Below are 26,928 nucleotides of genomic sequence, written 5' to 3'. Positions count from 1 at the left end.
GCCCGGACTCCGGACACGCAGGTCCGCCCGCCGCCCGAGTCCCCGGCCCGCCCTCCTTGACCGCTGCGACGCTGGTCGCCGAGCCTGCCACGCTACCGAAGGTCGCGAATGAGTCATTGGGGACCTCGCACGTCCCGAATGAGTCATTCGCGACCTTCGGCCGGCAGCGCACAGCGCCACTTCCGCCACGGAGCACCGCGGCAGCGATCGACTTCGCCGGAACCCCGGGGCCGTGAGGGGGACCCCCGGTTTCAACGTTACCGGCGGCCACCGACGAAACCCGCTCCAAAGCGGAAATCCCGCGGAGTTGTCCACAACCGGAGGCCCCTGGGGACAATCACGAGCCGGCGTCGGAACCGTTGCCGTTGCCGAATTTGTTCCACACCTTGCCCGCCGCGTCCGAGACCGCTTCACCCACATCGCTGAACACCTTCGTCAGCGGGTCGGTCGAGGAGTTCCACGAGTCCTTGTACGACTTGGCCGCCGACTTCAGGTCGTCCTTCCAGTCCGACGACGGCGTGTCTTCGTCGCGGCGCGGGTAGTCGCCCGCCAGGATCGCGCGGTACTCCTCCGATGCCGCCCACTTCTGCAGCTGCGCCGCGCGGACCACCGCGAACGGGTGCGTCTCCGTCTCGACGAACTTGAGCTTGAGGAAACTGTCGCGGATGTCGTCGACGGACTCGTACTCGGTCGCCTGCTGGAGGAACGACGGGACGTCGATGCGCGCCGGGTCGATGCCGCCGGCGATCTGGATCTGGGCGCGCAGCGCCGCCGTCGGGTCCTGGCCGCACAGCAGGCCCGCGCGGTCGCACGACAGCTCGGCCTTGCGGTACCACTCGCGGAGCGCCGCGATGATCGCGCGGATGCCGAGCGCGCTGACCGGCGTCCACGACATCGACAGCTGCAGGCTGATCAGGCGGACCATGATCGTCCGGTAGACCGCGTGCCCGGACAGCACGTGCCCCATTTCGTGCCCGAGCGCGAACCGCAGCGACTCGTGGCTCATCAGCTCGACGAGCCCGGTGCTGATCCGGATGAACGGCTCGTCCATGCCCACGGCCGACGCCTGGATGCGCGGGTCCTGGTAGACGAACACGTTCGGCACCGACGGCAGGTCGAGCGTCTCGGCGCATTCGTGGCGCAGCCGGTCGATCTCCGGGTACTGCTTCGGCCCGACGCGGATCGACGACGCGAGCGCCATCAGCCGCTCGCCGCGTTCGTTGTAGAAGCCCGAAACGGCCTTGACGACCTGCGCGAAGCCCGGCACCGCACGCAGCGTGGCGAGCGCGCCGCGGTCCGCGGGGTGCTCGTAGGCGCGTGGGCTGATGCCGGGGAAGCGGACGGCGTGGTGCCGCGAAACCTCGATGTCCTCGGTCACTGGTGGATCCCCCCTGTAGTCGAGGTCACCACTTTAGGGGGAAAAGGTTCAGCCGAGTCGGCGACCCAGGTCGTCGTTGCCGTTCCAGGTGGCCAGGAGGCTGTAGGTGACCGACACGCCGAGCGGACCGGTCAGCAGCACCCACCACGACTCCAGGCGCGGCGCCAGTTCGATCACCGAGCCGACCGCGGGCGCACTCGAGATGGCGTAGTGGCTGTTCGCCCAGCCGACGCCGAGCAGCATGGCCAGGGCGCTCGCGAGCGCGACGCCGAGCACGGCGGCGAGGAAGACGACCGGCCCGCGCCGTTCGCGCAGCAGCCAGACGACGACGCCGACGACGATCCCGAGGCCGAGGGACAGGAAGCCGAAGACGGCCAGGTCGTCGAAACGGTGCCAGCTCTCCAGTTCGAGGGCGCCCCGGGTGCCGTCGGCGGCGAGGATGCGCACCCGCTCCGGCGGCGCGAGCCGCGACCACGCGAAGGCGAGCGGGAAGCTCAGCAGGCTCAGGGTGCCGAGCACACTCACGGCGGGCAGCAGGTCGGCCTTGACGACGACACGGGGCCGCCGCTCCCGGACCAGCACGGGCACCGACCACGGCCCGGCCACGGCCGACGGCCGGTGCGCGGGCCCCGACGACTCACTCACCCGGACTCCCTCCTGCGACGTGCCACCGAGCGTAACCGGTCGATGCGGGGACGCGGTGAGCCGCCGCCCGTGTCGCGGCGCCGGCCGTCCTGAACGAGTCGTTCAGGACGTTGCCGCGGGGAGGGTCAGCCGCTCGCCGTCTCGCCGTGGCGGCTGCACCGAGCGGTCCAGCCGAGGGGGCTCACCTGGACCACCAGCCGCCGCGCGCAGAACGTGCAGTACCGCGGCGGCTCCAAAGCCGTCCGCGGGTTGTGGCACGCCGGATGGTCCGCGCCAGCCTCGGACGGCTGTCCACAATGGACGCAGAAGGCCGCGTCAGAGGCTGTCACTGAGGGCCTTGATGGGCATCTTGAGCTCGTCCAGCATCTCCAGGTCCGCCGAAGCCGGCCGCCCCAGGTTGGTCAGGTAGTTGCCGACGATGATCGCGTTGATCCCGCCCAGCATCCCCTGCTCCGCGCCGAGGTCTCCCAGCGTCAGCTCGCGGCCGCCGGCGAAGCGCAGCATCGTGCGCGGCATCGCGAGCCGGAACGCCGCCACCGTCCGCAGCGCGTCCTTGCCCTCGACGATCTCGTAGTGCTCGTACGGCGTGCCCGGCTGCGGGATGAGGAAGTTCATCGGCACCTCGTGCGGGTTCAGCTCGGCCAGCTGCACCGCGAACTCCGCGCGCTGCTCGACCGTCTCCCCCATGCCGATGATGCCGCCGCAGCAGACCTCCATGCCCGCCTCGGCCACCATCCGCAGCGTGTCCCAGCGCTCCTCCCACGTGTGCGTCGTCACGACCGACGGGAAGTGCGAACGCGCCGTCTCGAGGTTGTGGTTGTAGCGGTGGACGCCCATGTCGACGAGCTCGTCGACCTGCTCCTGCGTCAGCATGCCCAGCGAGCAGGCGATCTGGATGTCGTTGCCGTCCTCGCGGATCGCGCGCACGCCCTCGCGCACCTGCGAAAGCAGCCGCTTGTCCGGGCCGCGGACGGCGGCGACGATGCAGAACTCCGTCGCGCCGGTCTCGGCGGTCTGCCGGGCGGCCTTGACCAGGTTCGGGATGTCGAGCCACGCCGAACGCACCGGCGTCGGGAAGCGGCCGGACTGGGAGCAGAAGTGACAGTCCTCCGGGCAGCCGCCGGTCTTGAGGCTGATGATGCCCTCGACCTCGACCTCGGGCCCGCACCAGCGCATCCGCACCTCGTGCGCCAGGGCGAGCAGGTCGGGCAGCCGGTCGTCGGGCAGCCGCAGCACGTCGAGGACCTGCTGCTCGCCCAGGCCGACGCCGTTTTCGAGGACCTGCTCGCGGGCAGGTACGAGGACATCGGTGTCCGGGACTGCGGTCACGGCGTCTCCTAGATCGTGGTGGTGCGGCAAACGTCCCTCATCGTGCACGAAGGCACCTCGGTGCGACAGCGACGCAGGTCACTTCTCGGCGGAAGCGTGCCCGGCGAACAGTTCGGGGTCGAACTCGCCGCCGAACCACGGCGAAAGCCCGGCCCGCGCCGCAGTGAGGAACTCCTCGCGCGACGCCGTGCCGAGCCCGGCCGGCAGCACGCCGAGCAGCGGCGCCCCGGCCGCGACCGGCAGGTCTTCGAGGTTGGACAGCGCCGCGAGGTCCGGCTCGGCCGGCCAGGCGCCGACGATCACGCCGGCGACCGTGAGCCCGCGCTTGGTGGCGACCTCGGCCGTCAGCGCGGTCGCGTTGAGCGTGCCGAGGCCGGGCTCGGCGACGATGATCACGAGCGACCCGAGCGACCAGGCCACGTCGGCGAGGCTGGCGCCGGTGCGGTCGAAGCGCACCAGCAGCCCGCCCGCGCCCTCGATCAGGGTGAGGTCGTGCGCGGTGTCGAGGTCGGACGCGGCCTGGGCGATCTCGCCCGGGTCCAGCGTGGGGAGCCCGCTGCGGCGGGCGGCGGCCTCGGGCGACAGCGGATCCGGGTACCGGCGCAGCTCGCGGGTCGTGACGTCGCCGCCGGCGAGGCGGACGACGTCCTGGAGGTCACCGGGCTCGTCCGGGCGCACCCCGGTCTGGGCCGGCTTCAGCACGGCCACCCGCTGTCCCCCGGCCACCGCCAGCGCCGCGATCGCCGCCGTGGTGATCGTCTTGCCGACCCCGGTCCCGGTCCCCGTCATCACCAGCATGGTCACGGACCATCAACTTAGTGACTCCGGGCCCGGGCGCGCACGCGGGCCGCGTTCACGGCCCGCGTGCGCCCCGGGTCAAGCGCCCGGCGCCGCCACCGGGACCCCGGCCGGGCGGAACGTCCGCTCCGCCGCGTCGAACAGGTACACCTGGGCGTCGCCGACGTGGAAGTACATGCCGGTCAGCTGCAGCTTCCCGGCCGACTCCGCCGCCGCCACCGACGGGTACTCACGCAGGTGCTCCAGCTGCTGGAGCACGTTGTGCAGGGCGAGCCGGTCGCCGTCGCGGTCGGGGACGGCGCCGTCGAGGGTGGCCGAGCCGAGCCGGTGCGCGCTCGGCTCCGCGTGGCGGAGCCAGACCGACAGCGGGCCCGCCGGCGGACCGTCGGCCAGCGCCGCCATCGCGCCGCAGCTCGAGTGGCCGCAGACGACGATCTCCTCGACGCCGAGGACGCCCACGGCGTACTCGATCGACGCGTTCATCGACGCGTCGGCCTGCCCGGGCGGGACGAGGTTGCCGATGTTGCGGATGGTGAACAGGTCACCGGGTCCGCTGGTGGTGATCAGGTTCGGCACGATCCGCGAGTCGCCGCAGGTGATGAACAGCGTGCGCGGCCGCTGGCCGTCGGCGAGCCCGGACAGCGTGTCGCGCAGCAGCGGCGCGGCCCGGCGGTGGAACTCCGTGGCACCGCGGCGGGTCTGCTGGGCCGGGATGTCGACCCCTTCGGCCGCCTGCCACTCCGACCACGGCGCGAGCCAGCGCGGTACCGCCCGGCTGGCGTGCAGCCGGGACCGCGTCGGGCGGCCGGCCTTGCCCTCGCCGAACCACGGGTGGCCGACCTCGTCGACCTCCACGGTGCCGCCGGCGCGCTCGTGCGCCTGCTGCCAGGTGTGCAGGCTTTCGAACGCGGCGTGGTCGAGGTAGTCGACGACCAGCTCGAGCCGCACGGTGACGCCGCCCGGGATGCTCCCGAGCACTTTCGACAGGCGCGGCACCGAAAGGAACGTCAGGACGCCTTCGACGACGACGCGCCAATCGTCGCCCTCCCGTTCGACGTGGATGCCCGACCAGACCGTCCGGCGCAGCATCAGCACCACGGCCAGCGCGATGCCCGCGAGGACGCCGGTGAGCAGGTCGAACACGACGACCCCGCCGAGGGTGAGCAGGTAGACGGGCAGATCGCCGTGGGCCAGCACGGTCTTCATGTGCCCGGGGTTGACCAGTTTCGCGCCGACGTGCACCAGCAGCCCGGCCAGCGCCGCCAGGGGGATGCTCTGGATCAGCCCGGCGAGCAGGACGACGAACAGCAGCACCCAGACGCCGTGCAGCACCGCCGACGCCCGGGACTTCGCCCCGGCGGTGACGTTGGTGGAGCTGCGGACGATGACGCCGGTGACCGGCAGGCCGCCGAGCGCGCCGGAGATCATGTTGGCGGTGCCCTGGCCGACCAGCTCGCGGTCGAGGTTGGCACGCGGCCCGGTGTGCATGCGGTCGACCGCGACCGCCGACAGCAGGCTTTCCACGCTGGCGATCAGCGCGATCGTGACGACGGCGAGGGCGAACCCGCCCCAGCCGTCCGGCAGCTGCGGGACGAAGTGGATGTTCAGCAGGTCACCGGGCAGTTCGACGCGCGGGAGCGTCATCCCGAACGCGACCGACACCACCGTGGCCACCGCGATCGCGGCCAGCGGCCCCGGCACCTTGCGGATCGCTTCCGGCAGCTTCGGCCAGATCAGCAGGATGGCGATGGTGAGCAGGCCGATGATGGTGGCGGAGTCGTGGTGGGAAACGATCTGGGCGGGCAGCTCGGCGATGTTCTCCAGGGCCGAGGACTGGGCTTTGCCGCCGAGGACGACGTGCAGCTGGCCGAGCACGATCGTGACGCCGATGCCGGCCAGCATGCCGTGCACGATCGCCGGCGAGATGGCCAGCGCGGCCCGCGCGATGCGGCTCAGCCCCAGCAGGATCTGGAGCGCCCCGGCGGCGACGGTGATCGCGCAGGTGACGGCCCAGCCGAAGGTTTGGATGGTTTCGGCCATGACCACGGTCAGGCCGGCGGCGGGCCCGCTCACCTGGAGCGCGGAGCCGCCGAGGGCGCCGGCGACGATGCCGCCGACGACGGCGGCGACGAGCCCGGCGGCGACCGGGGCGCCCGAAGCGAGGGCGATGCCGAGGGACAGGGGGACAGCTACGAGGAAGACGACCAGTGAGGCCGGCAGGTCGTGTCGGAGCACGGCGAGGGGTCTCATGATCACCATGCAACCGGAGATCGTGTGAAATGTCCGCTATGCACCACTCGATCGAGTGAATAACTCGCCACATTTAGCATCTATGTCACAAACCGGACAGCCCGTTAACGCGCCGTTCACAAGATCACCAGCCGACCCGGCCGTCCTGAACGACTCGTTCAGGACGTCGGACGTCATGAACGAGTCGTTCAGGACACTCGGTCAGTGCTCCAAAGCTCCCGCGGGGACGAACCCGCGCGCGGCATCGTCCAAAAGGGACACTTGGGCGGCGCCGACGTCGAAGTACATCCCGGTGAGCCGCAGCGCCCCCAGCTCGAGAGCCGCGGCGACCACCGGGTAGGAGCGCAGGGTTTCCAGCTGCTGCACCACGTTCTGCAGGGCGAGCTGGTCGGCCTCGGCGGCGGGCCGTTCGCCGCCGAGCAGCAACGCCGCCTCGCGGTGACGGCGCCGGAGGGTGGCTTCGCCGTGCCTGAGCCAGCTGCCGAGCTGGTCGAGCCCGTCCGGCGCCTGGCCGAGCAGCGCCTTCATCGCCCCGCAGCCGGAATGCCCGCACACCACGATCTCCGCGACGCCCAGCACGCCGACGGCGTACTCGATCGCCGCGCCGACCGACGAGTCGGTGCCGTCCGGCGGCGGCACGAGGTTGCCGATGTTCCGCACGGTGAACAGGTCGCCCGGCCCGCTGGTGGTGATCAGGTTCGGCACGATCCGCGCGTCCCCGCAGGTGATGAACAGCGTGTGCGGCCGCTGGCCGTGCGCCAGCCCGCTCCACGTGTCGCGCAGCAGCGGCGCGGTGCGGCGCTGGAACTCCGACGCGCCCCGGCACAGCAGCGAGCTGGCCGTGCGCTGGGCGGGCAGCACGACGTGCTCGGCCTGCCATTCCGACCACGGCGCCAGCCACCGCGGGACGACGCGCGCGGCGACGCTGCGGCGCACGGTCGGCTCCCCCGCGCGGCCGCGAGCGAACCACGGGTGCCCGATCTCGTCGACCGTGACCGGCCCGGCGTGCGCCTGCTGCCAGCCGCGCAGGCAGTCGAACGCGGCGTGGTCGAGGTAGTCGACGAGCAGCTCCAGGGTGACTTCGGCGTGCGGCGGCACCTCGGCGAGCACCCGGGTCAGCCGCGGCACGGACAGGAACGTCAGCGCGCCTTCGATGACGACGCGGTGACGGTCGCCGTCGCGTCCTGTGCTTTCCCTTTCGGCGTGAATCCCGGAGAAGATCATCCGCCGCAGCATCAGCGCCAGCGCCAGCAGGATTCCCGCCGCGACGCCGGTGAGCAGGTTGACCGCCACCGCACCGGCCAGCGTGACGGCGTACACCGGGAGGTCGCCGTGGCGCCGGACCTCCTTCAGCCCGGTGACGTTGACCAGCTTCGTCCCGACGTACACCAGCAGCGCGGCGAGCGCTGCTAGGGGGATCAGCCGCAGCACGCCGGTGAGCAGCAGGCAGGCGGCGAGGATCCAGGCGCAGTGCAGGATCGCCGACGTCCGCGTGCGCGCCCCCGCCTCGTAGTTGGTCATGCTGCGCACGATGACGCCGGTGACCGGGAACCCGCCGAGCGCGCCGGCGGCGACGTTCGCCGCGCCCTGCCCGATCAGCTCGCGGTCGAGGTCGGTGCGCGGCCCGCCGCGGAGCTTGTCCACCGAGACGGCGGACAGCAGGCTCTCCAGGCCGGCGATGAGCGCGATGGTGACCGCCGCGACGGCGAAGCCGCCCCAGCCGCCGTCCGGCAGCCGCGGGACGACGTGCAGCGCCGGCAGCCCGGCCGGGAGGTCGACGCGCGGCAGCGTCATCCCGGTCGCGACGGACAGGCCGGTGGCCAGCGTGACGGCGGCCAGCGGTGCGGGCACGCGGCGGACGGCCTTCGGCAGGCGCGGCCAGGCCAGGAGCACCGCGAGGGTGACGACGCCGACCAGCACGGCCTGGTCGTGGTGCGCGGCGACCTGCCCCGGCAGTGCCAGGACGTTCGCGAGCGCGGAGCCCTGTGCCGAGCCGCCGAGCACGACGTGCAGCTGGCCGAGCACGAGCGTGACGCCGATGCCGGCGAGCAGGCCGTGCACGATGGCCGGCGACACCGCGAGTGCGGCACGGGCGGCCCTGGTGAGGCCGAAGAGGATCTGGAGCAGGCCCGCGGCGACGGTGATCGCGCAGGTGACGGGCCAGCCGTGGGTGGCGATCGTGTCGGCCAGCACCACGGTGAGGGCGGCGGACGGGCCGCTGACCTGCAGCGGCGACCCGCCGAAGACGCTCGCGACCAGCCCGCCGACGACGGCGGAGATCAGGCCCGAGAGCAGCGGCGCCCCGGCGGCGAAGGCCACGCCGAGGGACAGGGGGACGGCGACGAGGAAGACGACTATCGAAGCGAGGACATCGTGCTTGAGGTTCTCCAGGTGCTGGGTGTTCTTCGGGGGTCCGGTGTCGTGCTCTCCACGAACGATCTCGATCATGGGGGCAGGATCGCCGAAACCACGCGAAAAGTCCGCTACGCAAGGATTTCTCGTGTTTGTCCGGGTACCGGATCGACGTGGCGAACCGGACTTTTCACACTTTCCGCCTCCGCCGTTCGCGTGGCGTGGATCTTGGTCCGCCACCGTGCGCGACGATGAGGGACCTTCGGGTCTCGGTGTGCCGGTGGTCACACCCGATGTGCTGAATTCAGGCCTTCGCGGCGACGGCGAGCATCGCCTGGGTGATCACGGCGAGATCCGCTTCCGTCGCGATGTACGGCGGCATCGCGTACACGAGATCCCGGAACGGCCGCAGCCACGCGCCGTTCCCGGTCGCGACGCCGGTCGCCGTCGCCATGTCCACCGGGTGGTCGAGCTGCAGCACGCCGATCCCGCCGAGGACCCGGACGTCGGTGACCGCGGGCAGGTCGCGCGCCGGGGCCAGGCCGTCGAGCAGGGCCTTCTCGATCCGGGTGACGTCGTGGCGCCAGCCGCCGTCGGCGAGCAGCCCCAGCGACGCGTTCGCCACCGCCGAGGCCAGCGGGTTGCCCATGAACGTCGGACCGTGGGCGAGCACGGGAAGCTCGCCGCGCGCGATGCCGCCGGCCACTTCTGGCGTGCACAACGCCGCCGCCATGCTCAGGTAGCCACCGGTCAGCGCCTTGCCGACGCACAGCACGTCCGGCGTCACGCCCGCGTGTTCCGCCGCGAACAACGCGCCGGTGCGGCCGAAGCCGGTCGCGATCTCGTCGAAGATCAGCAAAACGTCGTGTGCCTCGGTCAGTTCCCGCAGCGCGCGCAGGTAGGCGGGGTGGTGGAAACGCATGCCGCCGGCACCCTGCACGACCGGTTCGACGATCACCGCGGCCAGTTCCCCGGCGTGAGCGCCGATCGCGTCCGCCAGTATGTCCACATAGGACTGATCCGGCGGGGTGTCGAAACCGGACGGTGGCGCGGGCACGAAGACCTGTTCGGGCAGGACGCCACGCCACAGCGAGTGCATGCCGCCCTCGGGGTCGCACACGCTCATCGGCGTGAACGTGTCGCCGTGGTAGCCACCGCGCCAGGTGAGCAGCTTCCGTTTTTCCGCCAGCCCGCGGGAACGCTGGTACTGCAGGCACATCTTCGCGGCGACCTCGACCGACACCGACCCGGAGTCGCAGAGGAAGACGTGCTCCAGGCCGTCCGGCGTCAGGTCGGCCAGGGTCTTGGCGAGGGTGATCGCCGGTTCGTGCGTCAGGCCGCCGAACATGACGTGGCTCATCCGCCCGGCCTGGGCGGCGAGCGCGGCGTCGAGCACCGGGTGCCGGTAGCCGTGGATGGCCGACCACCACGACGACATCCCGTCCACGAGCTCACGGCCGTCGGCGAGCTTCAGCCGTACCCCGCTCGCCTCGGTGACCAGCAGCGAGGGCACCTTCGCCGGCATCGGCGCGTACGGGTGCCACACGTGCTGGGCGTCGAGGGCGAGCAGGTCGGCGGGGTCCATCCGCCGACCTTACGACGTCACTTCAGCCGGACCGGCAGCGCCTCCAACCCGTGGACCAGCGAACTCTGCCGGTACACCAGCTCGTCCGGCTTCGCGTCCAGCGCCAGGTCCGGGAACCGCGCCAGCAGGCCGCCGAGGGCGATCTCGGCCTCCAGCCGGGCCAGGGGCGCCCCGACGCAGTAGTGGATGCCGTGCCCGAACGCCAGGTGGCCGCCCGCCGCGCGGGTGATGTCCAGCCGGTCCGGCTCCGGGAAGCGCTCCGCGTCCCGGTTCGCGCCCAGCAGCGAGACGAGCACGAACTCGCCCGCCGGGATCGTCACGCCGCCGACCTCCACCGGCTCGGCGGTGAACCGCAGCGTCGCCAGGTGGATCGGGCCGTCGAAGCGGAGGAACTCCTCGACCGCGCCGGGCAGCAGCTCCGGCTCCGCACGCAGCCGGGCCAGCTGCTCCGGCTCGCGCAGCAGCGCCAGCACGCCGTTCGCGATCAGGTTGACCGTGGTCTCGTGCCCGGCGACCAGCAGCAGGAACGCCATCGACACCAGCTCGGGCTCGGACAGCGAGTCACCGTCGTCGGTCGCGTGCACCAGGTCCGACAGCAGGTCCTCGGCCGGCTCGGCGCGTTTCTGCGCGATCAGGCCGGTGAGGTAGGCGAACATGCTCTGCGCCGCGTTCTGCACGTCCTCCGGCCGCACCGCCGCGCTCAGCAGCGTCTTGGACCAGCCCGAGAACTCGTTGCGGTCCTCCTCGCGCACACCGAGCAGCTCGCAGATCACCGTGATCGGCAGCGGCGCGGCGAACGACGGCACCAGGTCGGCCCGCTCCTGCCCGGCCAGCGCGTCGAGCAGCTCCGCGGTGATCTCCTCGACCCGCGGCCGCAGCCGGGCGACCGTCCGCGAGGTGAACGCCTTGTTCACGAGCTTGCGCAGCCGCGTGTGGTCCGGCGGGTCGGAGTTGAGCATGTGCCAGCTCAGGTCCTGGCCCAGGCCGTTCTGCAGGGCCTCGGGCGGCAGCTTCGCCTCGAACAGCTCACGGATGCCCTGGCTGTTCTTCCGCAGCCGCGGATCGGCCAGCAGCGCCCGCGCTTCCGCGAACCCGGTGACCAGGTAGCACGGCAGCCCACGCGGTGGCAGCCGCACCCGGCGCACGGGACCGCCGGCGCGGAGCAGTTCCGCGAACACGTGCGCGTCCTGCGCGAAGTCTTCCGTCACCTCGACGATTTCGTCGGTCGTCATGTCAACCCCAGTGCTCACCGCGTCAGCGTTCGGCGAGTGCCGTCACGACGCGTTCGGTCACGTCCTGCCAGTATGCCCGCTGTTCTTCACGTTCTTCCGCGCCCGCAAGCCATTCTTGGTGGAACCTCAGGGTCGTCTTGGCACCCGAGCCGCTCAGCCGCACCTGCACGGTGGAGTCGTGGTCCCAGTCGCTCGGCCGCCACGTGAGCCGGACCCGGTCGCCCTCCACGAAGCTGCGGATCTCGCCGACCGTGCCGTTCGCCGTTTCGTACTCCGCGCCCGCCTCGCGCGGCAGCTCCACCCCGGGCCCCAGCCAGACCGCGACACCCTCGCGGCTGACCAGGAAGTCCCAGACCGTCGCGGCGGGGTACGGCAAAGTCCGCGAAACACCGATGTTCCACCCCACATCGGCCGTCTTCCCCGTTGAAGAAGTCATGTCCCCATCTTCCCACCGGGGTACGACAAAACCGGCCACCGGTCCGGGTGGAGGATGGGAACCCGTGCGCTACCGTCCGATCTCCCCCGCCGTCCTGGCCGAAGAACTGACCGACCGCATCGACGCGCTCCCCGGGCGGATCGCGGTCGCCGTCGACGGCGCGGCGGGAGCGACGGAGACGAAGGAGCTCGCCGACGCCCTCGTCGATCCGCTGCGGCTGCGCGGCCGCGCGACCCTGCGCGTGTCCGCGCGCGACTTCCTGCGTCCCGCGTCGCTGCGGTTCGAGCACGGCCGCACGAACCCCGACGCCCGCTACACCGACTGGCTCGACCTCGGCGCGCTCCGCCGCGAAGTCCTGGATCCGCTGAAGGGCTCCGGCGAAGTCCTGCCGTCGCTGTGGGACGCCGAACGCGACCGCGCGACCCGCGCCGAGCGGGTGCCGCTGCCCGACGGCGGTGTCGTGCTGGTCGACGGCGAACTCCTGCTCGGCGCGGGCCTGGCGTTCGACCTGGCCGTGCACCTGTGGCTCTCCCCCGCCGCCCTGCGCCGCCGCGTGCCGGACGCGTGGGCCGTCCCGGCGTACGAGCGCTACGAGGAGGAAGCCGACCCGAGCTCGCTCGCCGACGTCGTCGTGCGCGTCGACGATCCGCGGCACCCGGCGCTCTACACGCCGTGACGGCTCAGCGGACGGCGGCCACCGGGTCGCCGTCCAGCAGGCCGGACAGCCGCCGCGCCATGACGTCCCACCGCCAGTTCGCGCTCACCCAGGCCCGCCCGGCCTCGCCCATCCGCTTCGCGCGCACCGGGTCGGCGAGCAGGCTGACGAGCGTCTCGGCGAGCTGGCCGGTGTCCCGGCCTTCGACGACGTGCCCGGTGACCTCGTCGAGCACCGCTTCGGGCGCGCCGCCGGAGTTGCCCGCCACCACCGGCAGGCCGGTCGCCGAAGCCTCCAGGTAGACGATGCCGAGCCCCTCGACGTCGAGGCCCTTGCCCCGGGTCCGGGCCGGCATCGCGAAGACGTCGCCCACCGCGTAGTGCGCCGGCAGCTCGGCCCACGGCACCGACCCGGTGAGCACGACATCGCGCTCCAGCCCCAGCTCGGCGACCAGCCCGGTGAGCGTCTTGCGGTAGGGGCCGCCGCCGACGATCACGAGCGCCGCGTCCGGGACGCGCTCGCGGATCTTCGGCAGCGCGCGGATCAGCTGGTCCTGGCCCTTGCGCGGGACCAGCCGGGACACGCACACGATCGTCGGCCGGTCACCGAGCCCGTGCCGGGCGCGGATCTCCGCGCGAGCGGCCGGATCGGGCCGGAACACCTCGGTGTCCACCCCGGACGGCAGCAGCTCCAGCCCGGCCATCGCGCCGAACGCGGCGGCGAACCGGCCGCGGGTGTACCGGCTGACGTAGGTGACGACGTCCACGGTGTCGCCGATGCGGCGCAGCGCCTGCCGCGAACCGGGGAGCATCGACCAGCCGACCTCGTGGCCGTGCGTCGACGCCACGACGCGGCGGGCGCCGGCCCGGCGCAGCGGGTGCCCCAGCAGGGCGAGCGGCGCGGCGGCGCCGAACCAGACGGCTTCACAGTCCCGCGCGCGCATGATCTGCTTCGCCCGGCGAAGCACGTCGGGCGTCGGCAGCATCAACGACGTCGGGTGCCGGACGACCTCGAACGGCGCCTCGGCGTCGAACTCCTCGTGCGACCCCGTCCGCGACTCCCACGACGGCGCGTAGACGACCAGGTCGTCCGCCGGCAGCCGGGTGGCGAGGGAGTTCAGGTAGTTCTGGATCCCCCCGGGCCGCGGCGGGAAGTCGTTGGTCACGAGCAGGGTCTTGAGCACGTCCCAGAGGCTAGCGGCCGCCCGGCACGCCGGAGGGGCGGCACCGCGTGTGCGGTACCGCCCCTCCGGGGTGCTGCTTCGGGAGTCGTCACGCCGTCGGGCGGCGCGCCCCCGCGTACTGGCTCTGCAGCGGCGAGATCTTCACGACGTCACCGGTGTCGGGCGCGTGGACCATCTGGCCGTTGCCGATGTACATGCCGACGTGCGAAACGGGCGAGTAGTAGAACACCAGGTCACCCGGCTCCAGCTGATCGCGCGGCACCGCGGCGCCGAAGGTCGACTGCTCGCGGCTGGTGCGCGGCAGCGTGATCCCGGCCTGCCCGTAGGCCCACAGCATCAGGCCGGAGCAGTCGAACACGGTCGGCCCGGTGGCGCCGTACTTGTACGCGGCACCGAGCTTGCTCAGCGCCGCGTTCAGCGCCGTCTGGGCGGCCGCGGTCGGGGCCTTGATGTTCGCGGGCGGCGTGGCACCCCGGTCCCGCTGGGCGGCCTTGTCCGAGGCGCTCAGGTTCTTGTTGGCCGCCTCGAGCTGCTCGATCTGGTCGTTGAGGCTCTTCTGCTTGGCCTTGATGTCCTCGGTCAGCTTGGCGGCCGCGTCACGGGCGTCCTGCGCGCGCTTCGCGGCGTCGGTGGCCTTGTTGGTGGCTTCGTTGGCCTGCTGGAAGGCGCTGGTGAGGTTGCCCATCGCGGCGTTCTTGCCGGTCGCGATGACCTCGAGGGCCGAAGAACGGTCCAGGAAGTCCTGGGTGGACGTCCCGGCCAGCAGGGCCGACAGCTTGTTGAGCTGGACGCCGCTGGTGAACGAGGCACCGGCGAACTTGTCGACCTCGACCTGGTACTTCTTCTCGTTCTCGGCGGCCTTCGCGGCCTGGTCCTTCGCCGCGTTGACGTCGTTGGTGGCCTTGTCGAGCTCGCCCTGCTTCTTGTTCAGGTCGTCCTGAGCCGAAAGCAGGTCTTCGTTGAGCTTCTCGGCCTGCGCCGCGAGATCGCGGTACTTGGCGAGGGCGTCGGAGCCGGTGGGGGGAGCTTGGAGCACGGGGACGGGGGCGGCGGTGGCCGTCGGCTGGGCCAGGGTGACGAGGGTGATCACCGAAGCCGCTGCGAGGGCACCTGACACCACGCGCCTGACTGGATGCGACTGCACGGTCGCGCGGGTCTCCTTTGCGTCTCGGCCGCCGTCGGGGACCGGGGCACGAAGAGGTCGGGGAGTCCTCTTCGCCGCTGTCCCCACCACACGCGTCCGCACGCTTTTCGGACGAGCGGTGCCGCAACAGGAACTGCTGCTGCAACGCGCGGTGGTGGTTCCGGTTCCCAGCTTCCCGACAAAGCTGTAGCCGGCGGCGATCTCGCGTCGCCGCCTCATCGGCGGCCGGGGGCCACGAGATCTCGGACAGGTTACGAAAAGACCGCCACCGCGTCCACCACCTCTTCGCCGAAAACTGTGCGTGACACCGCTGAACACCATCGGACCAGGGCGGGAGAAAACCTGTGATAGGCGTTACACGCTGGGGTTTCTCCGAGGCCGTTTCGACTACCGACCGTTCACCTGATCCAATCGACCATTCGGCGCGCCGTCACGAATGGGGCGATTCAGGCGGTCCGGCGGTCCGGTTCTTCGACCAGGCGCAGCCGCGGCACCATTCCCGCTTCGGCCAGCGCGTCGACGGCGCGGCGCTCGTCAGCGTCCCACACCACCGCCGGCGGCGCGCCGAGCAGCACGCTCACCACGCAGTCGTGGCACGAGATGCCGCGCACGACGCAGCGGTCGCAATCGACCACCAGGTTCTCGATGTCCGAAACCGCGATGTGCGAGACGTCCACCGCGGACAGGTCGGGGGTGTCGGTCACGTGGTCCTCCTCACGCCGGAAAGTGACTTGGGGAGGACGGTAGGCGACACCACCGACAATTTCGGAAGAGTCAGACCCGCGAGAGGCGGCTGACCAGCACCGCGGCGGGCGTCGGGTGGGCCCCGCCGCCGCGCACCGAGTCCGCGACCGCGCGGTCGGACGTCGCGACGACCATCGGCCGCCCGGCCGGCTCGGCCGCGACGAGGTTGCGGATCACGTCGTCGGCGAGGACCCCGCGGTCGGAGAACAGCACCCGCACCCCGCGCGGCGACGCGGCCGGGACCGACAGCACACCGGCGCCGTCGAAGACGACGGTGACCTCGGCGGACGTGCGCGCGGCCAGCGCGGACAGCTGGTGGACCAGCCGGTCGCGCTGGTCGGCCAGGGCGAGCTCGGGGTAGCCGGTCTTGGTGACGTTGTAGCCGTCGACGATCAGGTGCACGTTGGGCAGCGCCAGGTAGCGGTCCAAGGTGGACACGTCGGCGATCTTGCCGCCTTGGCCGGTGCCGGAGCTGGCGCCGCGGACCATGTCCGCGGGACGCGCGCCGCGCGCGCCGAGGGCGAGCTCGCGGCGCAGACCGGTGACGGCGCCGTCGATGGTGTCGATGAGCAGCGCGAGCCGCACCTCGTCGGCCTGCCGGGCCTCGCGGGCGGACTGGCGGGCGATCTCGGCGTCGGCGGCGGCGCGTTCGGCCCGGGCCCGCTCGCTGGCGACGCGCTGGCGCTCCCGCTCGAGCTGGGCGGTGAGGGCGGCGATCTCGTCGGCGCGGGCGGCGGACCCGCGTTCGGCCTCGGCGGACGCCGCTTCGACCGCGTCACGGGCCTGCCGCAGCTGGACACCTTGCTCGCGAAGGCGCTTCAGGAGCTTCTCGACTTCGCCCTCACGCTCCCCGCGGGCGTTCTCGGCGGCGTGCTTCGCCTCGGCGAGTTCGGCGCGGACCTGCGCGAGTTCGGCTTCGAGCCGCTGGGTGCGGGCGAGCGCGGCGTCGCGTTCCGCGCGGAGGGCGTTTTCCTCGGCGTTCTTGGCCACGAGCCGGACGCGCCCGGCGGCCCCGGACTCCCCGAGCAGCACGGCCGCGGCCGCCGCGGCCACGGAGTCGGCGGCGTTGGGGTCGAGGACGTCGGTGCGGTGTTCGCGGAGCCATTCGATGACGGCCGTGCGGAACTGGGCGGACTCGCCGAGGGCGGCGAGCAGGGCGGCGCCGCCGAGCTTCGCGCGCTTGGCGGGGGCGAACTTGGCGACGGGCCGCAGCTGGCGGGGGACGTCGGTGCCGGGCAGCTTGGCGACGGCGGCCGCGGCGAGCTCGGCGATGCGGTCGCGCACCGGTTCGGGCAGGGTGGGCCAGGTGGCGGGTTCGGGCTGTCCGGCCTGGTCGGCGGTGTCTTCGGCCTGCTCGGGGCGCGACGCGACACCCGAGGGACCGACGGGGTCCCCGGGCGGCTCCGGCACGAGCGGCTGCGGGTGCATTGGTCCAGGGTAGGCCCCGCCCTCACATCCCGCCCCGCGCGCCACACGGACCGGCGGATCCGGCCGCCGGAGCGGTGCGTGACCTCGGCGCCACCGAAACTGTCGGTGGTCGCCTCTAGGGTCTCGCCCATGCGTTCGGTCCAGGCACAGCTCGCGTTCGACGAGCTGGGAACCCCGTTGCGGGACACCACTTTCGTCGTCTTCGACCTCGAAACGACGGGGGCGGCACCCGGGCCCGCCGGGATCACGGAGATCGGCGCCGTGAAGGTGCGCGGGGGCGAGGTCCTGGGCGAGTTCGCGACGCTGGTGAACCCGGGCATGGTGATCCCGCCGCAGATCGTCTCACTGACCGGGATCACGCAGGCGATGGTCTACGACGCGCCGCCGATCGAGGAGGTGCTGCCGGCGTTCCTGGAGTTCATCGGGGGCGCGGTGCTGGTGGCGCACAACTCGGGGTTCGACACGTCGCACATGCGGGCCGCGTGCGAGGGCCACGGGTACGTGTGGCCGAAGGCGACGGTGGTCTGCACGGTCCGGCTGGCGCGGCGGGTCGTCCCCCGGGACGAGGTGGGCCGGTACAACCTGACGGCGCTGGCGCTGCTGTTCGGGGCGAAGACCCGGCCGACGCACCGGGCGCTGGACGACGCCCGCGCGACGGTCGACGTGCTGCACGGCCTGCTGGAGCGCGTCGGGAACCTCGGCGTGCACTCGCTCGAAGAGCTGATGGGGTACCTGCCGGAGGTGACCGTCGCCCAGCGGGCGAAGCGGCACCTGGCCGCGGACCTGCCGTCGGCACCCGGCGTCTACCTGTTCAAGGGGCCGAAGGACGAGGTGCTGTACGTCGGCACGGCGAAGGACCTGCGGCGGCGGGTGCGGACGTACTTCACGGGTTCGGAGGGGCGGAGCCGGATCCGCGAGATGGTCGCGCTGGCGGAGCGCGTCGACCACGTGGTGTGCGCGCACGCGCTGGAGGCGGAGGTGCGCGAGCTGCGGCTGATCGCGGCGCACCGGCCGGCCTACAACCGGCGGTCGAAGAACCGGCACCAGGGCTGGTGGATCGGGCTGACGGACGAGGCGTTCCCGCGGTTGTCGGTGGTCCGGCTGCCGCGGCCGGGCGTGCTCGGCCCGTTCCGCAACCAGGCGGACGCGCGGACGACGGCGGACACCCTGGCTGGAGCGTCCGGCCTGCGGACGTGCACGCAGCGGATCTCACCGCGGTCGGCGAACGGGACACCGTGTGTGCTGGCGGAGCTGGGGCGGTGCGGGGCGCCCTGCGCGGGGCGGCAGAGCGTCGAGGCGTACCGCCCGGCGGTCGAGTCGGTGTCCGGACTGATCGCGGGCTTGGACGGCCGTCCCCTGCACACCGCGGCCGCGCACGTGGAGCGGCTCGCGGCGGGCCGGCACTACGAGCAGGCGGCCCGCCACCGCGACGAGCTGGCGGCCTTGATCCGCGCGCTGGGCCGGGCCCACCGGCAGGCGTCGCTGGCCTCGATCGGCGAGCTGATCGCGGCGGGCCCGGACGGCGCGGGCGGCTGGGAACTGGCGGTGATCCGCTACGGCAGGCTGGCCTCGGCGGGCGTCGCGCGGCGCGGGGTGCCGCCGATGCCGGTGGTGGAGACGCTGGTGGCGTCGGCGGAGACGGTCCTGCCGGAGCCGGGCCCCCTGCACGGCGCGCCGCCGGAGGAGGTGGGGGTGCTGCTGCGCTGGCTGGCCCGCCCGGGAGTCCGCCTGGTCCGCACGACCCGCCCCTGGGCCGAGCCGGCCGCGGTGGCGGGCTGGCAGGGCTGGCTCAGCCTGGTGTCGGAGGCCCACTCCCTGGAGCATGTCGGCTGAGGAACCGGCGTGCGTGAGGCCCATCGTCACGCCGACCGGCCCGTCAAGGACCTCTTGCTCGTCTTCACCCGCCGCCTGCCCCTGGACCGCGTCACGATCACCGGCGACCACACCCTCGCCGCGCACTGGCCGGCCCGCACCGCGGCGTAGCTAGGATCGCGGGCGACACCCGAAGACGAGTCTTGGAGGACCCCAGGTGATCACCGCGATCGTGCTGATCCAGGTAGAGGCGGACGCGATCCCGGACGCGGCGCAGGCGATCGCCGACATCGAGGGTGTCGGCGAGGTCTACTCGTGCGCCGGGGACGTCGACCTCATCGCCACCGTGAAGGTCTCCGCCCACGAAGAGCTGGCCGACCTGATCCCCGGCCGGATCGGCAAGGTGCCGGGGGTGCTGGACACCGTCACGCACATCGCGTTCCGGTCGTACTCCCGCGCCGACACGGAGTCGGCCTTCGCGATCGGCGTCGAGGACTGAGCGAGATCCCCAAACGCCCCAATGTGGCGTTGGTTGCGTCCAACGCACCGAACGCCACATTGGGTGCGCTGGACGCACCGAACGCCACATTGGGGCGCTGGCACCGCGCCAATACGCCAGGCCGCTGATCGCCGTGGAAACACCGAAGCCGCCCTCCAGGGACTCCCTGGAGGGCGGCTTCGGTGTTTCGCGGCTAGTGGTCCGCCTGCTTGGCGGCCGAGGCCGTCTCCGCGGAGTCGAACTCACCGTGCTGGCCGTGCTGGCCGGTCGTCTCGCCGTTGCCGTGCCCGTTGCCGTGGGCCCGCTCCAGCGCGGCGGTCTCCTCGGCGGGGTCCGGCGACCAGAACGTGCCCGGGACGGCCTGGCCGGCCGAACCCAGCTTGTTCATCTTCTTCGGCACGGACGCGCCCTGGTACTCGAGCGGGATCGCGTGGCCGTGGCTGTCGACCCCGGCGAGCGGCTGGTGGATCTCGATGAACTCACCGTGCGGCAGCCGCTTGATGATGCCCGTCTCGACGCCGTGCTCCAGCACCTCGCGGTCGGCCCGCTGCAGGCCGAGGCAGATGCGGTACGTGAAGTAGTACGCCAGCGGCGGCACGATCAGCACGCCGATGCGGCCCGCCCACGTCGTCGCGTTCAGCGAGATGTCGAACTGGTCGGCGATGATGTCGTTGAAGCCGGACAGCTCGATGACCATGAAGAAGCCCAGCGCCATCGCGCCCAGCGCCGTGCGGACCGGTGCGTCACGCGGCCGCTGGAGCAGGTTGTGGTGCGCGGTGTCCTTGGACAGCTTCCGCTCGATGAACGGGTAGCCCAGCAGCAGGCCGAACAGGATCGGCATGCCGATCGCGCCGGGGAAGAACACCGCCGGGATCGTGTAGTTCCCGAGGTAGACCTCCCACGCGGGCCAGATCCGGAGCATGCCGTCGGCCCAGGCCATGTACCAGTCGGGCTGCGAGCCCGCCGACACCTGGGCCGGGTTGTACGGGCCGAAGTTCCACACCGGGTTGATCTGGAACAGGCCCGACATCAGCGCCAGCACACCCACGACCAGGGTGAAGAACGCCCCGCCCTTGAGCGCGAAGTACGGCATGATCCGGACACCGACGACGTTGGTCTCCTTGCGGCGCACGCCCGGGAACTGCGTGTGCTTCTGGTACCAGACCAGCGCCAAGTGCGCCCCGACCAGCGCGAGCATGATGCCCGGGATCAGCAGGATGTGCAGCGTGTACAGCCGCGGGATGATCTGGTCGCCGGGGAACTCCCCGCCGAACAGCGCCCAGTGGATCCAGGTGCCGATCACCGGCACCGAGAGCACGATGCCCGACAGCGTCGCCCGGATACCGGTGCCGGAGAGGAGGTCGTCCGGCAGCGAGTAGCCGAAGAAGCCTTCGAAGCAGCCCAGGATCAGCAGCAGGCCGCCGATCACCCAGTTCGCCTCACGCGGCCGCCGGAACGCACCGGTGAAGAAGATGCGCAGCATGTGCACGGCCATGGACGCGACGAAGATCAGCGCGGCCCAGTGGTGCAGCTGCCGCATGAACAGGCCGCCGCGGACGTCGAACGAGATGTCCAGCGTCGTGCGGAACGCCTGCGACATCTCCAGGCCCTGCATGTTCTTGAAGCTGCCGGTGTAGACGACCTCCTGCATGGAGGGGTCGAAGAACAGCGTCAGGTACACACCGGTGAGCAGCAGGATGATGAAGCTGTAGAGCGCGATCTCGCCCAGCAGGAACGACCAGTGGGTCGGGAACACCTTGTTCATCTGGTGCCGCAGGCCCTTGGCCAGGTGATACCGCTGGTCCGCGTTGTTCGCGGCCTCGCCCAGCGCCTTTTCGACCGGGCTCGACCCCTTGGTCGGCGTGGTGAGTGAACTCATGACTTACGCTCCCAAAAGGCCGGACCGATGGCCTCGATGAAGTCGCCTCGCGCGATCAAGTATCCCTCTTCGTCCACCGTGATCGGTAGCTGGGCCAGCGGCCGCGTCGCCGGGCCGAAGATCGGCTTGGCGTAGTGGAGGGCGTCGAACTGCGACTGGTGGCACGGGCACAGGATGCGGTTGGTCCGCTGCTCGTACAGGGAGGTCGGGCAGCCGACGTGGCTGCAGATCTTCGTGTACGCGTAGTAGTCGCCGAAGTTGAAGTCCTCTTGGCCGGCCCGCTTGACCACCTTGGCGGCGTCGGTCGGGCGCAGGCGGATCAGCATGACCGGGTTGTCGACCCTGGTCAGCGCCGCGGCCAGCGCCTCCGGGGTCTTCTCCGAGTCCTTGTGGTACGGGAACACCGTCTCCATCGCGCCGGCGTCCAGGTCCTCGGCCTTGACCAGGCTGACGTCCTCAGGACGCTCGATGGGCTTGCCGGTGTTGCGGCGCAGGTAGACCTTCTCGCCCGGGTAGAGGGGCTGCCAACCGGTGTGCCACAGCGAGTCGCGGGACTCGCTGTCCTTCCACGGGTTCTTGATGAACGACGCGACCGGCAGCGCGGCGGCCGCGAGGCCGAGCGCGCCGGCACCGGCGATCGCCGAGCGCTTGATCAGCGAGCGGCGGGCGATGGTGCTGCGGTTCCCGGCGTCGGCCAGGTGCGCCAGGATCGTCTGGCGGTCGACCTCGGCCGACCCCTCGCCCATGTTGTCGCTCCGCTGCTGCACCGCGACCTCGGCGGGCACGAACTTCTTCGTGTACAGGATCACGCCGATGCCGAGGCCGAGGATGGCCAGGCCGAGCGTGAGGCCGAGCATCGGGGTGTAGAGGCTGTACCAGAAGTGGCCGCTCTCGTTGTCCGGCGCCTCGTACTTCCACGGCCACCAGATCAGCGAGACGACGAACCCGATCCCGGCCAGCGCGGACAGGCCGAACCAGAACGCGACCAGGCGCTCCGCCCGCTTCTCCGCCCGCGTGCCCTCCACGGGCCACGGGGTGGGGTACTCGACGATCTCGACACCGTCGAGCTGCCCGCCCAGCTTCAGCAGCTGGTCGCGGTCCATCTCAGCCAGCTCCGCCTCCGTCGGCGGCTTAGGCCCCTCGGCACTCATGCCTTCGATCCAATCCACAACGTCACGCCGATCAGCGCGGCGATCCCGACGATAAAGGCGATGACGCCCTCCGAAGCGGGGCCGACCCCGCCGAGGCCGTTACCACCCGGGTCATTGTTGCCGTCCGACACCGACTTCACGTAGGCGACGATGTCCTTCTTCTCCTTCGGCGACAGCTGCCGGTCGGAGAACTTCGGCATGTTCTGCGGGCCGGTGAGCATGGCCGTGTAGATCTGCTCTTCGCTGGCCGGGTCCAGGTTCGGCGCGTACTTGCCGGCGGACAGCGCACCGCCGCGACCGGTGAAGTTGTGGCACGACGCGCAGTTGAGGCGGAACAGCTCGCCACCGCGGGCCGGGTCGTTGCCGCGCAGGGCCTCGCCCTTCTCCGCGGGCCGCTGGACGCCGCCGCCGTGCGCCTGGATGTAGGCGCCGACCGCGTCGATCTCGGCCTCGGTCAGCTTCGGCGGCTTCCGCTCGATCTGCGCCTCCTGGCGCGCGGCGGGCATCCGGCCCGAAGAAGTCTGGAAGTACACCGCGGCGTCGCCGATGCCGATCAGGCTCGGCCCGCGGTCCTTCACGCCCTCGAGGTTCGCGCCGTGGCAGGCGATGCAGGTGTTGTTGTAGACCTGCTCGCCGAGACGCAGCTGCGCCGACGTGCCCTGGGCCTGCGCGGTCTGCGGCTCCGGGGCGAACACGGCGTAGAGGGCGCCGGCGCCCACCAGCGCGATACCGAGCGCGAGCAGGCCGGCGAACCGCCTCCGCAGCTTCGACCGCGCGCGGTAGCGGCGCTCCGAGGACTTGGTGCTGGTGGTCATCTTGCGGCAACCCTTGCTGTCAGTTCAGGCCGATGGTGTGAAGGTGGTGGCGGCTGGGTGCGACCTACGGGAGGAGGTAGATCACACCGAAGAGGCCGACCCACACGATGTCGACGAAGTGCCAGTAGTAGGACACGACGATCGCCGACGTGGCCTGGGCGGGCGTGAACTTGCTCAGTTTCGTGCGGATGAGCAGGTACACGAAGGCGATGAGCCCGCCGATGACGTGCAGGCCGTGGAACCCGGTGGCGAGGTAGAAGACCGTGCCGAACGGGCCGGACGGGATCGTCATCCCCTCTTCGACCAGGTTGTGGTACTCGTTGGCCTGGCCGCCGACGAAGATCGCGCCCATGATCAACGTGATGATGTACCAGCGGCGCAGCCCGTAGACGTCGCCGCGCTCGGCCGCGAACACGCCGAACTGGCAGGTCAGCGAGGACAGCACGAGGATCACCGTGAACGGGATCGCGTACGCCACGTTGAGGTGGAACTCCTCGCCGTGCAGCGGCGGCGGCCACTGGCCGGACGAGTTCTGCGCCTTGACGGTGAAGAACATCGCGAACAGTCCGGCGAAGAACATCAGCTCGCTGGAAAGCCACACGATGGTGCCGACACTGACCATGTTCGGCCGGTTCAGCGAGTGGACCCGCTGACTGATGGTGGGAGCTGCCGTTGTCACGCGTCGCATTATGTCCTCTCGCACCACCGCTCCGCCGGGTGGGTCCACGGCGGGTCGTCTGCGTAACCGATCACACCGGATGCCCGGGAAGGTGAGAGCTACTCATGGGTTTACTCGACCGGCTGCTTGACCTGGTCAAGAAGCGTGAAACCGCCGGTCTGACGGCTGAGACACCGGGGCTGAAGATCGTCGCCGAGGCCTTCGACCCGGTCGTCGCGGACTCCGCCGTCCTGGCCGGTTCACCCGCCTGGGTCAGCACCGCACCGGCCGTCCTGCGGCACCACCTCGTGCTGCCGCCGGACCGGCTCGCCGAGGCGGCGTCGATCCTCGCCCAGGACGGCTATGAGCTGCGGGAACAGTCTCCTTCGGAGGATCGGACGCGCGTGCTCGCGGTGCGGGTGCAGGTGCTCGACGCCCTGCACTGCGCCCAGGAACGGTCCCGGATGGCGGGTCTGGCGCAACGATTGGGCGGCGACGCGCTGGGCTGGGACGCGCTCCAGCCGGAGCCGACCGCGTGATGTCGGTCTCGGCCGATACGATCGAGCCCGGACATTGATGTGAGACGGAGGCGTGCTCAATGGGCGAGCGGTCGATGCGGGTCCTGGTGTTCAGCCACAAGGCGGAGGTGCGCGAGGCGATCGTGAACGCGGTCGGCCGGCGGCCCGCCGCCGACCTGGCGCGCGTGGACTACGTCGAGGCGGCCGGCATCGCCGACGTGCTGGCCGAGGTGGACGCGGGGAACGTCGACCTGGCGATCCTCGACGGTGAGGCGCAGCCGACCGGCGGCATCGGCCTCTGCCGCCAGCTGAAGAGCGAAATCACCGATTGCCCCCCGATCGTGGTCGCCGTGCGCCGCCGGGACGACCGGTGGCTGGCCACCTGGTCGCAGGCGGACGCCGTGCTGGTGCACCCGCTGGACCCGCTGACCGCCGCGGAGACCGTCGCCGACGTGCTGCGCGCGCGACGGGTCCCCGTCGTGAACGGCTGAGCCCGGTGACCACTCCGGTCCCCCGCACCTGGCCACCCCTGCTCAAGCAGCTGATCGCGGGCGCCGACCTCTCCGCGGAGGACACGGCGTGGGCGATGGACCAGATCATGAGCGGCGCGGCGAGCCCGGCCCGGATCGCCGGGTTCGCGGTGGCGCTGCGCACCAAGGGCGAGACGCCCGAGGAGATCGCCGGGATGGCGGCCATGATGCTGTCGCACGCCCGGCGCGTCGAGCTGGACCGCCCGGCGGTCGACATCGTCGGCACCGGCGGCGACGGCTCCAACTCGGTGAACATCTCGACGATGGCGACGATCGTCACGGCGGCGGCCGGCGCGCCGGTGGCCAAGCACGGCAACCGCAGCGCGTCGTCGAAGTCCGGCGCGGCGGACGTGCTGGAGACCCTCGGGGTGCGGATCAGCCTGCCGCCGGAGGACGTCCAGCGCAGCCTCACCGAGGTCGGCGTCGGGTTCTTCCTGGCGTCGGCGTTCCACCCGGCGTTGCGGCACGCCGGCCCGGTGCGCAGCGAGCTCGGCATCCCGACGACGTTCAACCTGCTCGGCCCGCTGACCAACCCGGCCCAGCCGGGCAGCGCGCTGATCGGCTGCGCGTACGAGGACAAGACGCGGGTGCTGGCGGAGGTGTTCGCCCGCCGCGGCACGCGGGCCCTGGTGGTCCGCGGCGACGACGGCCTCGACGAGATCACCACGACGACGACGTCGACGGTCCTGGTGGTCGCCGGCGGAACGGTCACCGAGCGCACGCTCGACCCGGCCGAGCTGGGCATCCCCCGCGCGACGGCCGACGACCTGCGCGGCGGCGACGCGGCGGCGAACGCGGCGGTGGTCCGCGACCTGGTGGGCGGCAAGCCGGGCCCGGTCCGCGACGCGGTCCTGATCAACGCGGCGGCGGCCCTGGCGGCCTTCACGGGCTTCTCGGCGTCCCTGGAGGACGACCTCCGCGCCGGCTTGACCCGGGCGGCCGAAGCGATCGACTCGGGCGCCGCGGCCGCGCTGCTGGACCGCTGGATCGCCTTCAGCTGACCCGCTCGCCCGCTCGGGGGCGGGCGGTCGGCTCGGCGGCGGGCTTGCGGCCGCGTTGCGGAGCCAGGGCGGCCGCCAGGACCGCGAGCATGCCCAGCGCTTCCGGCCAGCTGGGGCGGTGGCCGTAGAAGGCGATGTCGACCAGGACGGCGACCACCGGGTAGACGTAGGAGAGCAGCGCGACCGTCGTGGTGGGCAGCTTGCCGATGCTCGCGTAGATCAGCACGTACATCAGCGCCGTGTGCACCGTGCCCAGCAGCACCAGCCAGAGCAGTCCCGACGTCGTCGACGGCAGCGGCGTCACCAGGAGCACGGGCGCCAGGACGAGGGCTCCGACCGTCGTCTGGACGGCGGCCAGCAGGTGCGGGCGGATGTGCTTCAGCTGCTTCGCGACGAAGGACGCGCCGGCGTAGAGGACGGCCGCGCCGAGGGCCAGGGCGATCCCGGCGAGCTTGACCGGCTTGCCGTCCTCGCCGTGCGCGGACAGCGAGATCAAGGCCACACCGCCGAACGCGATCCCGGCCCGGACCAGGTGGCTCTTGGCGAACTTCTCGCCGAGGAAAGCCGCCGCCAGGCCGACCAGGATCAGCGGCTGGGTGTGGTAGACGACCGTGCTGACCGAGATCGACGACAGCGCGTACGAGGCGAACAGCAGCACCCAGTTGCCGACCAGGAACAGCCCGCCCAGCACGGCCAGCCCGAGGTCCCGGCGGGACGGCCGCCAGGCCTGCAGCCAGCCGCGGGAAAGGCACCAGAGCACCAGCAGCGCGCCGCCGACGAAGCAGCGGGCGAAGGCGACGGCCGGGGCGGCCGCGCCGCTTTCGAGGACGACCGCGCCGATCGTGCCGGACATCGCCATCGCCGCGGACCACTGCAGGAGCGGGCGGGTTTCCGAGTTCATCATGA

Annotated in this window: 26 protein-coding genes; 7 read left to right on the top strand and 19 right to left on the bottom strand. The window is 71.8% G+C overall.

Annotated features, from left to right (window positions below; translation table 11 throughout):
• Positions 1–337: 337 nt before the first annotated feature.
• The 10 genes from AB0G28_RS32820 to AB0G28_RS32775 all read right to left on the bottom strand — a co-directional run bounded on the left by AB0G28_RS32820 (position 338) and on the right by AB0G28_RS32775 (position 12,005).
• Positions 338–1,378, bottom strand: coding sequence for a M48 family metallopeptidase (locus AB0G28_RS32820; RefSeq protein WP_361097960.1), 1,041 nt, complete (start codon positions 1,376–1,378; stop codon positions 338–340).
• 48 nt (positions 1,379–1,426) lie between these two features.
• A complete protein-coding gene (locus AB0G28_RS32815; RefSeq protein WP_361097957.1) occupies positions 1,427–2,023 on the bottom strand; it encodes a DUF2567 domain-containing protein in 597 nt (198 codons plus the stop codon).
• Positions 2,024–2,148: 125 nt separating this feature from the next.
• Entirely contained in the window at positions 2,149–2,352 is a 204-nt protein-coding gene (locus AB0G28_RS32810; protein ID WP_361097954.1) for a hypothetical protein, read from the bottom strand.
• Positions 2,339–3,352, bottom strand: a complete 1,014-nt coding sequence (gene bioB / locus AB0G28_RS32805) for a biotin synthase BioB (protein ID WP_361097951.1) — start codon at positions 3,350–3,352, stop codon at positions 2,339–2,341. The genes AB0G28_RS32810 and bioB overlap by 14 nt, the downstream gene beginning before the upstream one ends.
• A 78-nt stretch (positions 3,353–3,430) precedes the next feature.
• Complete coding sequence (gene bioD, locus AB0G28_RS32800; protein ID WP_361097948.1) at positions 3,431–4,156, bottom strand: dethiobiotin synthase; 726 nt, start codon at positions 4,154–4,156, stop codon at positions 3,431–3,433.
• 72 nt (positions 4,157–4,228) lie between these two features.
• Complete coding sequence (locus AB0G28_RS32795; RefSeq protein WP_361097945.1) at positions 4,229–6,409, bottom strand: bifunctional SulP family inorganic anion transporter/carbonic anhydrase; 2,181 nt, start codon at positions 6,407–6,409, stop codon at positions 4,229–4,231.
• 192 nt (positions 6,410–6,601) lie between these two features.
• A complete protein-coding gene (locus AB0G28_RS32790; protein ID WP_361097942.1) occupies positions 6,602–8,848 on the bottom strand; it encodes a SulP family inorganic anion transporter in 2,247 nt (748 codons plus the stop codon).
• A gap of 208 nt (positions 8,849–9,056) precedes the next feature.
• Positions 9,057–10,337 (bottom strand): adenosylmethionine--8-amino-7-oxononanoate transaminase, encoded by a 1,281-nt coding sequence (locus AB0G28_RS32785; RefSeq protein ID WP_361097939.1) that lies wholly within the window; start codon positions 10,335–10,337, stop codon positions 9,057–9,059.
• Positions 10,338–10,354: 17 nt separating this feature from the next.
• Entirely contained in the window at positions 10,355–11,569 is a 1,215-nt protein-coding gene (locus tag AB0G28_RS32780; protein ID WP_361098012.1) for a cytochrome P450, read from the bottom strand.
• 22 nt (positions 11,570–11,591) lie between these two features.
• On the bottom strand, positions 11,592–12,005 hold the full coding sequence (locus tag AB0G28_RS32775) for an SRPBCC domain-containing protein (RefSeq protein ID WP_361097936.1): 414 nt from the start codon (positions 12,003–12,005) through the stop codon (positions 11,592–11,594).
• Positions 12,006–12,069: 64 nt separating this feature from the next.
• On the opposite strand from AB0G28_RS32775, the gene AB0G28_RS32770 reads away from it, so the two are divergent.
• On the top strand, positions 12,070–12,681 hold the full coding sequence (locus AB0G28_RS32770) for a uridine kinase (protein WP_361097933.1): 612 nt from the start codon (positions 12,070–12,072) through the stop codon (positions 12,679–12,681).
• A 4-nt stretch (positions 12,682–12,685) separates the two neighbouring features.
• Here AB0G28_RS32770 and AB0G28_RS32765 read toward each other — a convergent pair whose 3' ends face one another.
• From AB0G28_RS32765 to AB0G28_RS32750, 4 genes are all read right to left on the bottom strand, one after another.
• Positions 12,686–13,843 (bottom strand): glycosyltransferase family 4 protein, encoded by a 1,158-nt coding sequence (locus AB0G28_RS32765; RefSeq protein ID WP_361097930.1) that lies wholly within the window; start codon positions 13,841–13,843, stop codon positions 12,686–12,688.
• An 88-nt stretch (positions 13,844–13,931) separates the two neighbouring features.
• Positions 13,932–14,987, bottom strand: a complete 1,056-nt coding sequence (locus tag AB0G28_RS32760; protein ID WP_361097927.1) for an NlpC/P60 family protein — start codon at positions 14,985–14,987, stop codon at positions 13,932–13,934.
• Between the two features lie 446 nt (positions 14,988–15,433).
• Entirely contained in the window at positions 15,434–15,691 is a 258-nt protein-coding gene (locus AB0G28_RS32755; protein WP_361097924.1) for a hypothetical protein, read from the bottom strand.
• Positions 15,692–15,761: 70 nt separating this feature from the next.
• Entirely contained in the window at positions 15,762–17,159 is a 1,398-nt protein-coding gene (locus AB0G28_RS32750; protein ID WP_361097921.1) for an NYN domain-containing protein, read from the bottom strand.
• Between the two features lie 129 nt (positions 17,160–17,288).
• On the opposite strand from AB0G28_RS32750, the gene AB0G28_RS32745 reads away from it, so the two are divergent.
• The 3 genes from AB0G28_RS32745 to AB0G28_RS32735 are packed head-to-tail and all read left to right on the top strand — an operon-like array spanning position 17,289 to position 19,470.
• Entirely contained in the window at positions 17,289–18,992 is a 1,704-nt protein-coding gene (locus tag AB0G28_RS32745) for a DEDD exonuclease domain-containing protein (protein WP_361097918.1), read from the top strand.
• Between the two features lie 9 nt (positions 18,993–19,001).
• On the top strand, positions 19,002–19,142 hold the full coding sequence (locus tag AB0G28_RS32740; RefSeq protein ID WP_361097915.1) for a hypothetical protein: 141 nt from the start codon (positions 19,002–19,004) through the stop codon (positions 19,140–19,142).
• A gap of 46 nt (positions 19,143–19,188) precedes the next feature.
• Complete coding sequence (locus AB0G28_RS32735) at positions 19,189–19,470, top strand: Lrp/AsnC ligand binding domain-containing protein (protein ID WP_020644676.1); 282 nt, start codon at positions 19,189–19,191, stop codon at positions 19,468–19,470.
• Positions 19,471–19,663: 193 nt separating this feature from the next.
• Here the strand turns inward: AB0G28_RS32735 and AB0G28_RS32730 are convergent, their stop codons facing one another.
• The 4 genes from AB0G28_RS32730 to AB0G28_RS32715 form a co-directional block, all read right to left on the bottom strand.
• Complete coding sequence (locus AB0G28_RS32730; protein WP_361097911.1) at positions 19,664–21,349, bottom strand: cytochrome bc complex cytochrome b subunit; 1,686 nt, start codon at positions 21,347–21,349, stop codon at positions 19,664–19,666.
• Positions 21,346–22,500 carry a ubiquinol-cytochrome c reductase iron-sulfur subunit gene (locus AB0G28_RS32725; RefSeq protein ID WP_361097908.1) on the bottom strand — a complete coding sequence of 385 codons (1,155 nt, stop codon included), beginning with the start codon at positions 22,498–22,500 and terminating at the stop codon, positions 21,346–21,348. The genes AB0G28_RS32730 and AB0G28_RS32725 overlap by 4 nt, the downstream gene beginning before the upstream one ends.
• Complete coding sequence (locus AB0G28_RS32720; protein WP_361097905.1) at positions 22,497–23,315, bottom strand: c-type cytochrome; 819 nt, start codon at positions 23,313–23,315, stop codon at positions 22,497–22,499. Before AB0G28_RS32720 ends, AB0G28_RS32725 begins: the two co-directional genes overlap by 4 nt.
• 64 nt (positions 23,316–23,379) lie before the next feature.
• Positions 23,380–24,003, bottom strand: coding sequence for a heme-copper oxidase subunit III (locus AB0G28_RS32715; RefSeq protein WP_086681061.1), 624 nt, complete (start codon positions 24,001–24,003; stop codon positions 23,380–23,382).
• Between the two features lie 95 nt (positions 24,004–24,098).
• Here AB0G28_RS32715 and AB0G28_RS32710 point away from each other — a divergent pair, with 95 nt between their 5' ends.
• Genes AB0G28_RS32710 through trpD form a run of 3 tightly spaced genes read left to right on the top strand, consistent with a single transcriptional unit; the run spans position 24,099 to position 26,022 of the window.
• Positions 24,099–24,512, top strand: coding sequence for a ribonuclease E inhibitor RraB (locus AB0G28_RS32710; protein WP_361097902.1), 414 nt, complete (start codon positions 24,099–24,101; stop codon positions 24,510–24,512).
• A gap of 59 nt (positions 24,513–24,571) precedes the next feature.
• Positions 24,572–24,982 carry a hypothetical protein gene (locus AB0G28_RS32705; protein ID WP_361097899.1) on the top strand — a complete coding sequence of 137 codons (411 nt, stop codon included), beginning with the start codon at positions 24,572–24,574 and terminating at the stop codon, positions 24,980–24,982.
• A gap of 5 nt (positions 24,983–24,987) precedes the next feature.
• On the top strand, positions 24,988–26,022 hold the full coding sequence (gene trpD / locus AB0G28_RS32700; RefSeq protein ID WP_361097897.1) for an anthranilate phosphoribosyltransferase: 1,035 nt from the start codon (positions 24,988–24,990) through the stop codon (positions 26,020–26,022).
• Here trpD and AB0G28_RS32695 read toward each other — a convergent pair.
• Positions 26,015–26,926 (bottom strand): DMT family transporter, encoded by a 912-nt coding sequence (locus AB0G28_RS32695; protein WP_361097894.1) that lies wholly within the window; start codon positions 26,924–26,926, stop codon positions 26,015–26,017. The genes trpD and AB0G28_RS32695 overlap by 8 nt on opposite strands.
• Between the last annotated feature and the right edge of the window lie 2 nt (positions 26,927–26,928).

It is taken from the genome of Amycolatopsis sp. NPDC021455 (assembly GCF_040640995.1).
Classification (GTDB): Bacteria; Actinomycetota; Actinomycetes; order Mycobacteriales; family Pseudonocardiaceae; genus Amycolatopsis.
This window is presented reverse-complemented; position numbering and strand designations above follow the sequence as displayed.

Bases quoted from the DNA above. Each gene is read 5' to 3' on its own strand.
- AB0G28_RS32795 (WP_361097945.1), bottom strand. From the start codon at position 6,409: ATGGTGATCATGAGACCCCTCGCCGTGCTCCGACACGACCTGCCGGCC.
- AB0G28_RS32790 (WP_361097942.1), bottom strand. From the start codon at position 8,848: ATGATCGAGATCGTTCGTGGAGAGCACGACACCGGACCCCCGAAGAAC.
- AB0G28_RS32785 (WP_361097939.1), bottom strand. From the start codon at position 10,337: ATGGACCCCGCCGACCTGCTCGCCCTCGACGCCCAGCACGTGTGGCAC.
- AB0G28_RS32780 (WP_361098012.1), bottom strand. From the start codon at position 11,569: ATGACGACCGACGAAATCGTCGAGGTGACGGAAGACTTCGCGCAGGAC.
- AB0G28_RS32775 (WP_361097936.1), bottom strand. From the start codon at position 12,005: ATGACTTCTTCAACGGGGAAGACGGCCGATGTGGGGTGGAACATCGGT.
- AB0G28_RS32750 (WP_361097921.1), bottom strand. From the start codon at position 17,159: ATGCACCCGCAGCCGCTCGTGCCGGAGCCGCCCGGGGACCCCGTCGGT.
- AB0G28_RS32745 (WP_361097918.1), top strand. From the start codon at position 17,289: ATGCGTTCGGTCCAGGCACAGCTCGCGTTCGACGAGCTGGGAACCCCG.
- AB0G28_RS32730 (WP_361097911.1), bottom strand. From the start codon at position 21,349: ATGAGTTCACTCACCACGCCGACCAAGGGGTCGAGCCCGGTCGAAAAG.
- AB0G28_RS32725 (WP_361097908.1), bottom strand. From the start codon at position 22,500: ATGAGTGCCGAGGGGCCTAAGCCGCCGACGGAGGCGGAGCTGGCTGAG.
- AB0G28_RS32720 (WP_361097905.1), bottom strand. From the start codon at position 23,315: ATGACCACCAGCACCAAGTCCTCGGAGCGCCGCTACCGCGCGCGGTCG.
- AB0G28_RS32715 (WP_086681061.1), bottom strand. From the start codon at position 24,003: ATGCGACGCGTGACAACGGCAGCTCCCACCATCAGTCAGCGGGTCCAC.
- AB0G28_RS32710 (WP_361097902.1), top strand. From the start codon at position 24,099: ATGGGTTTACTCGACCGGCTGCTTGACCTGGTCAAGAAGCGTGAAACC.
- AB0G28_RS32705 (WP_361097899.1), top strand. From the start codon at position 24,572: ATGGGCGAGCGGTCGATGCGGGTCCTGGTGTTCAGCCACAAGGCGGAG.
- AB0G28_RS32695 (WP_361097894.1), bottom strand. From the start codon at position 26,926: ATGATGAACTCGGAAACCCGCCCGCTCCTGCAGTGGTCCGCGGCGATG.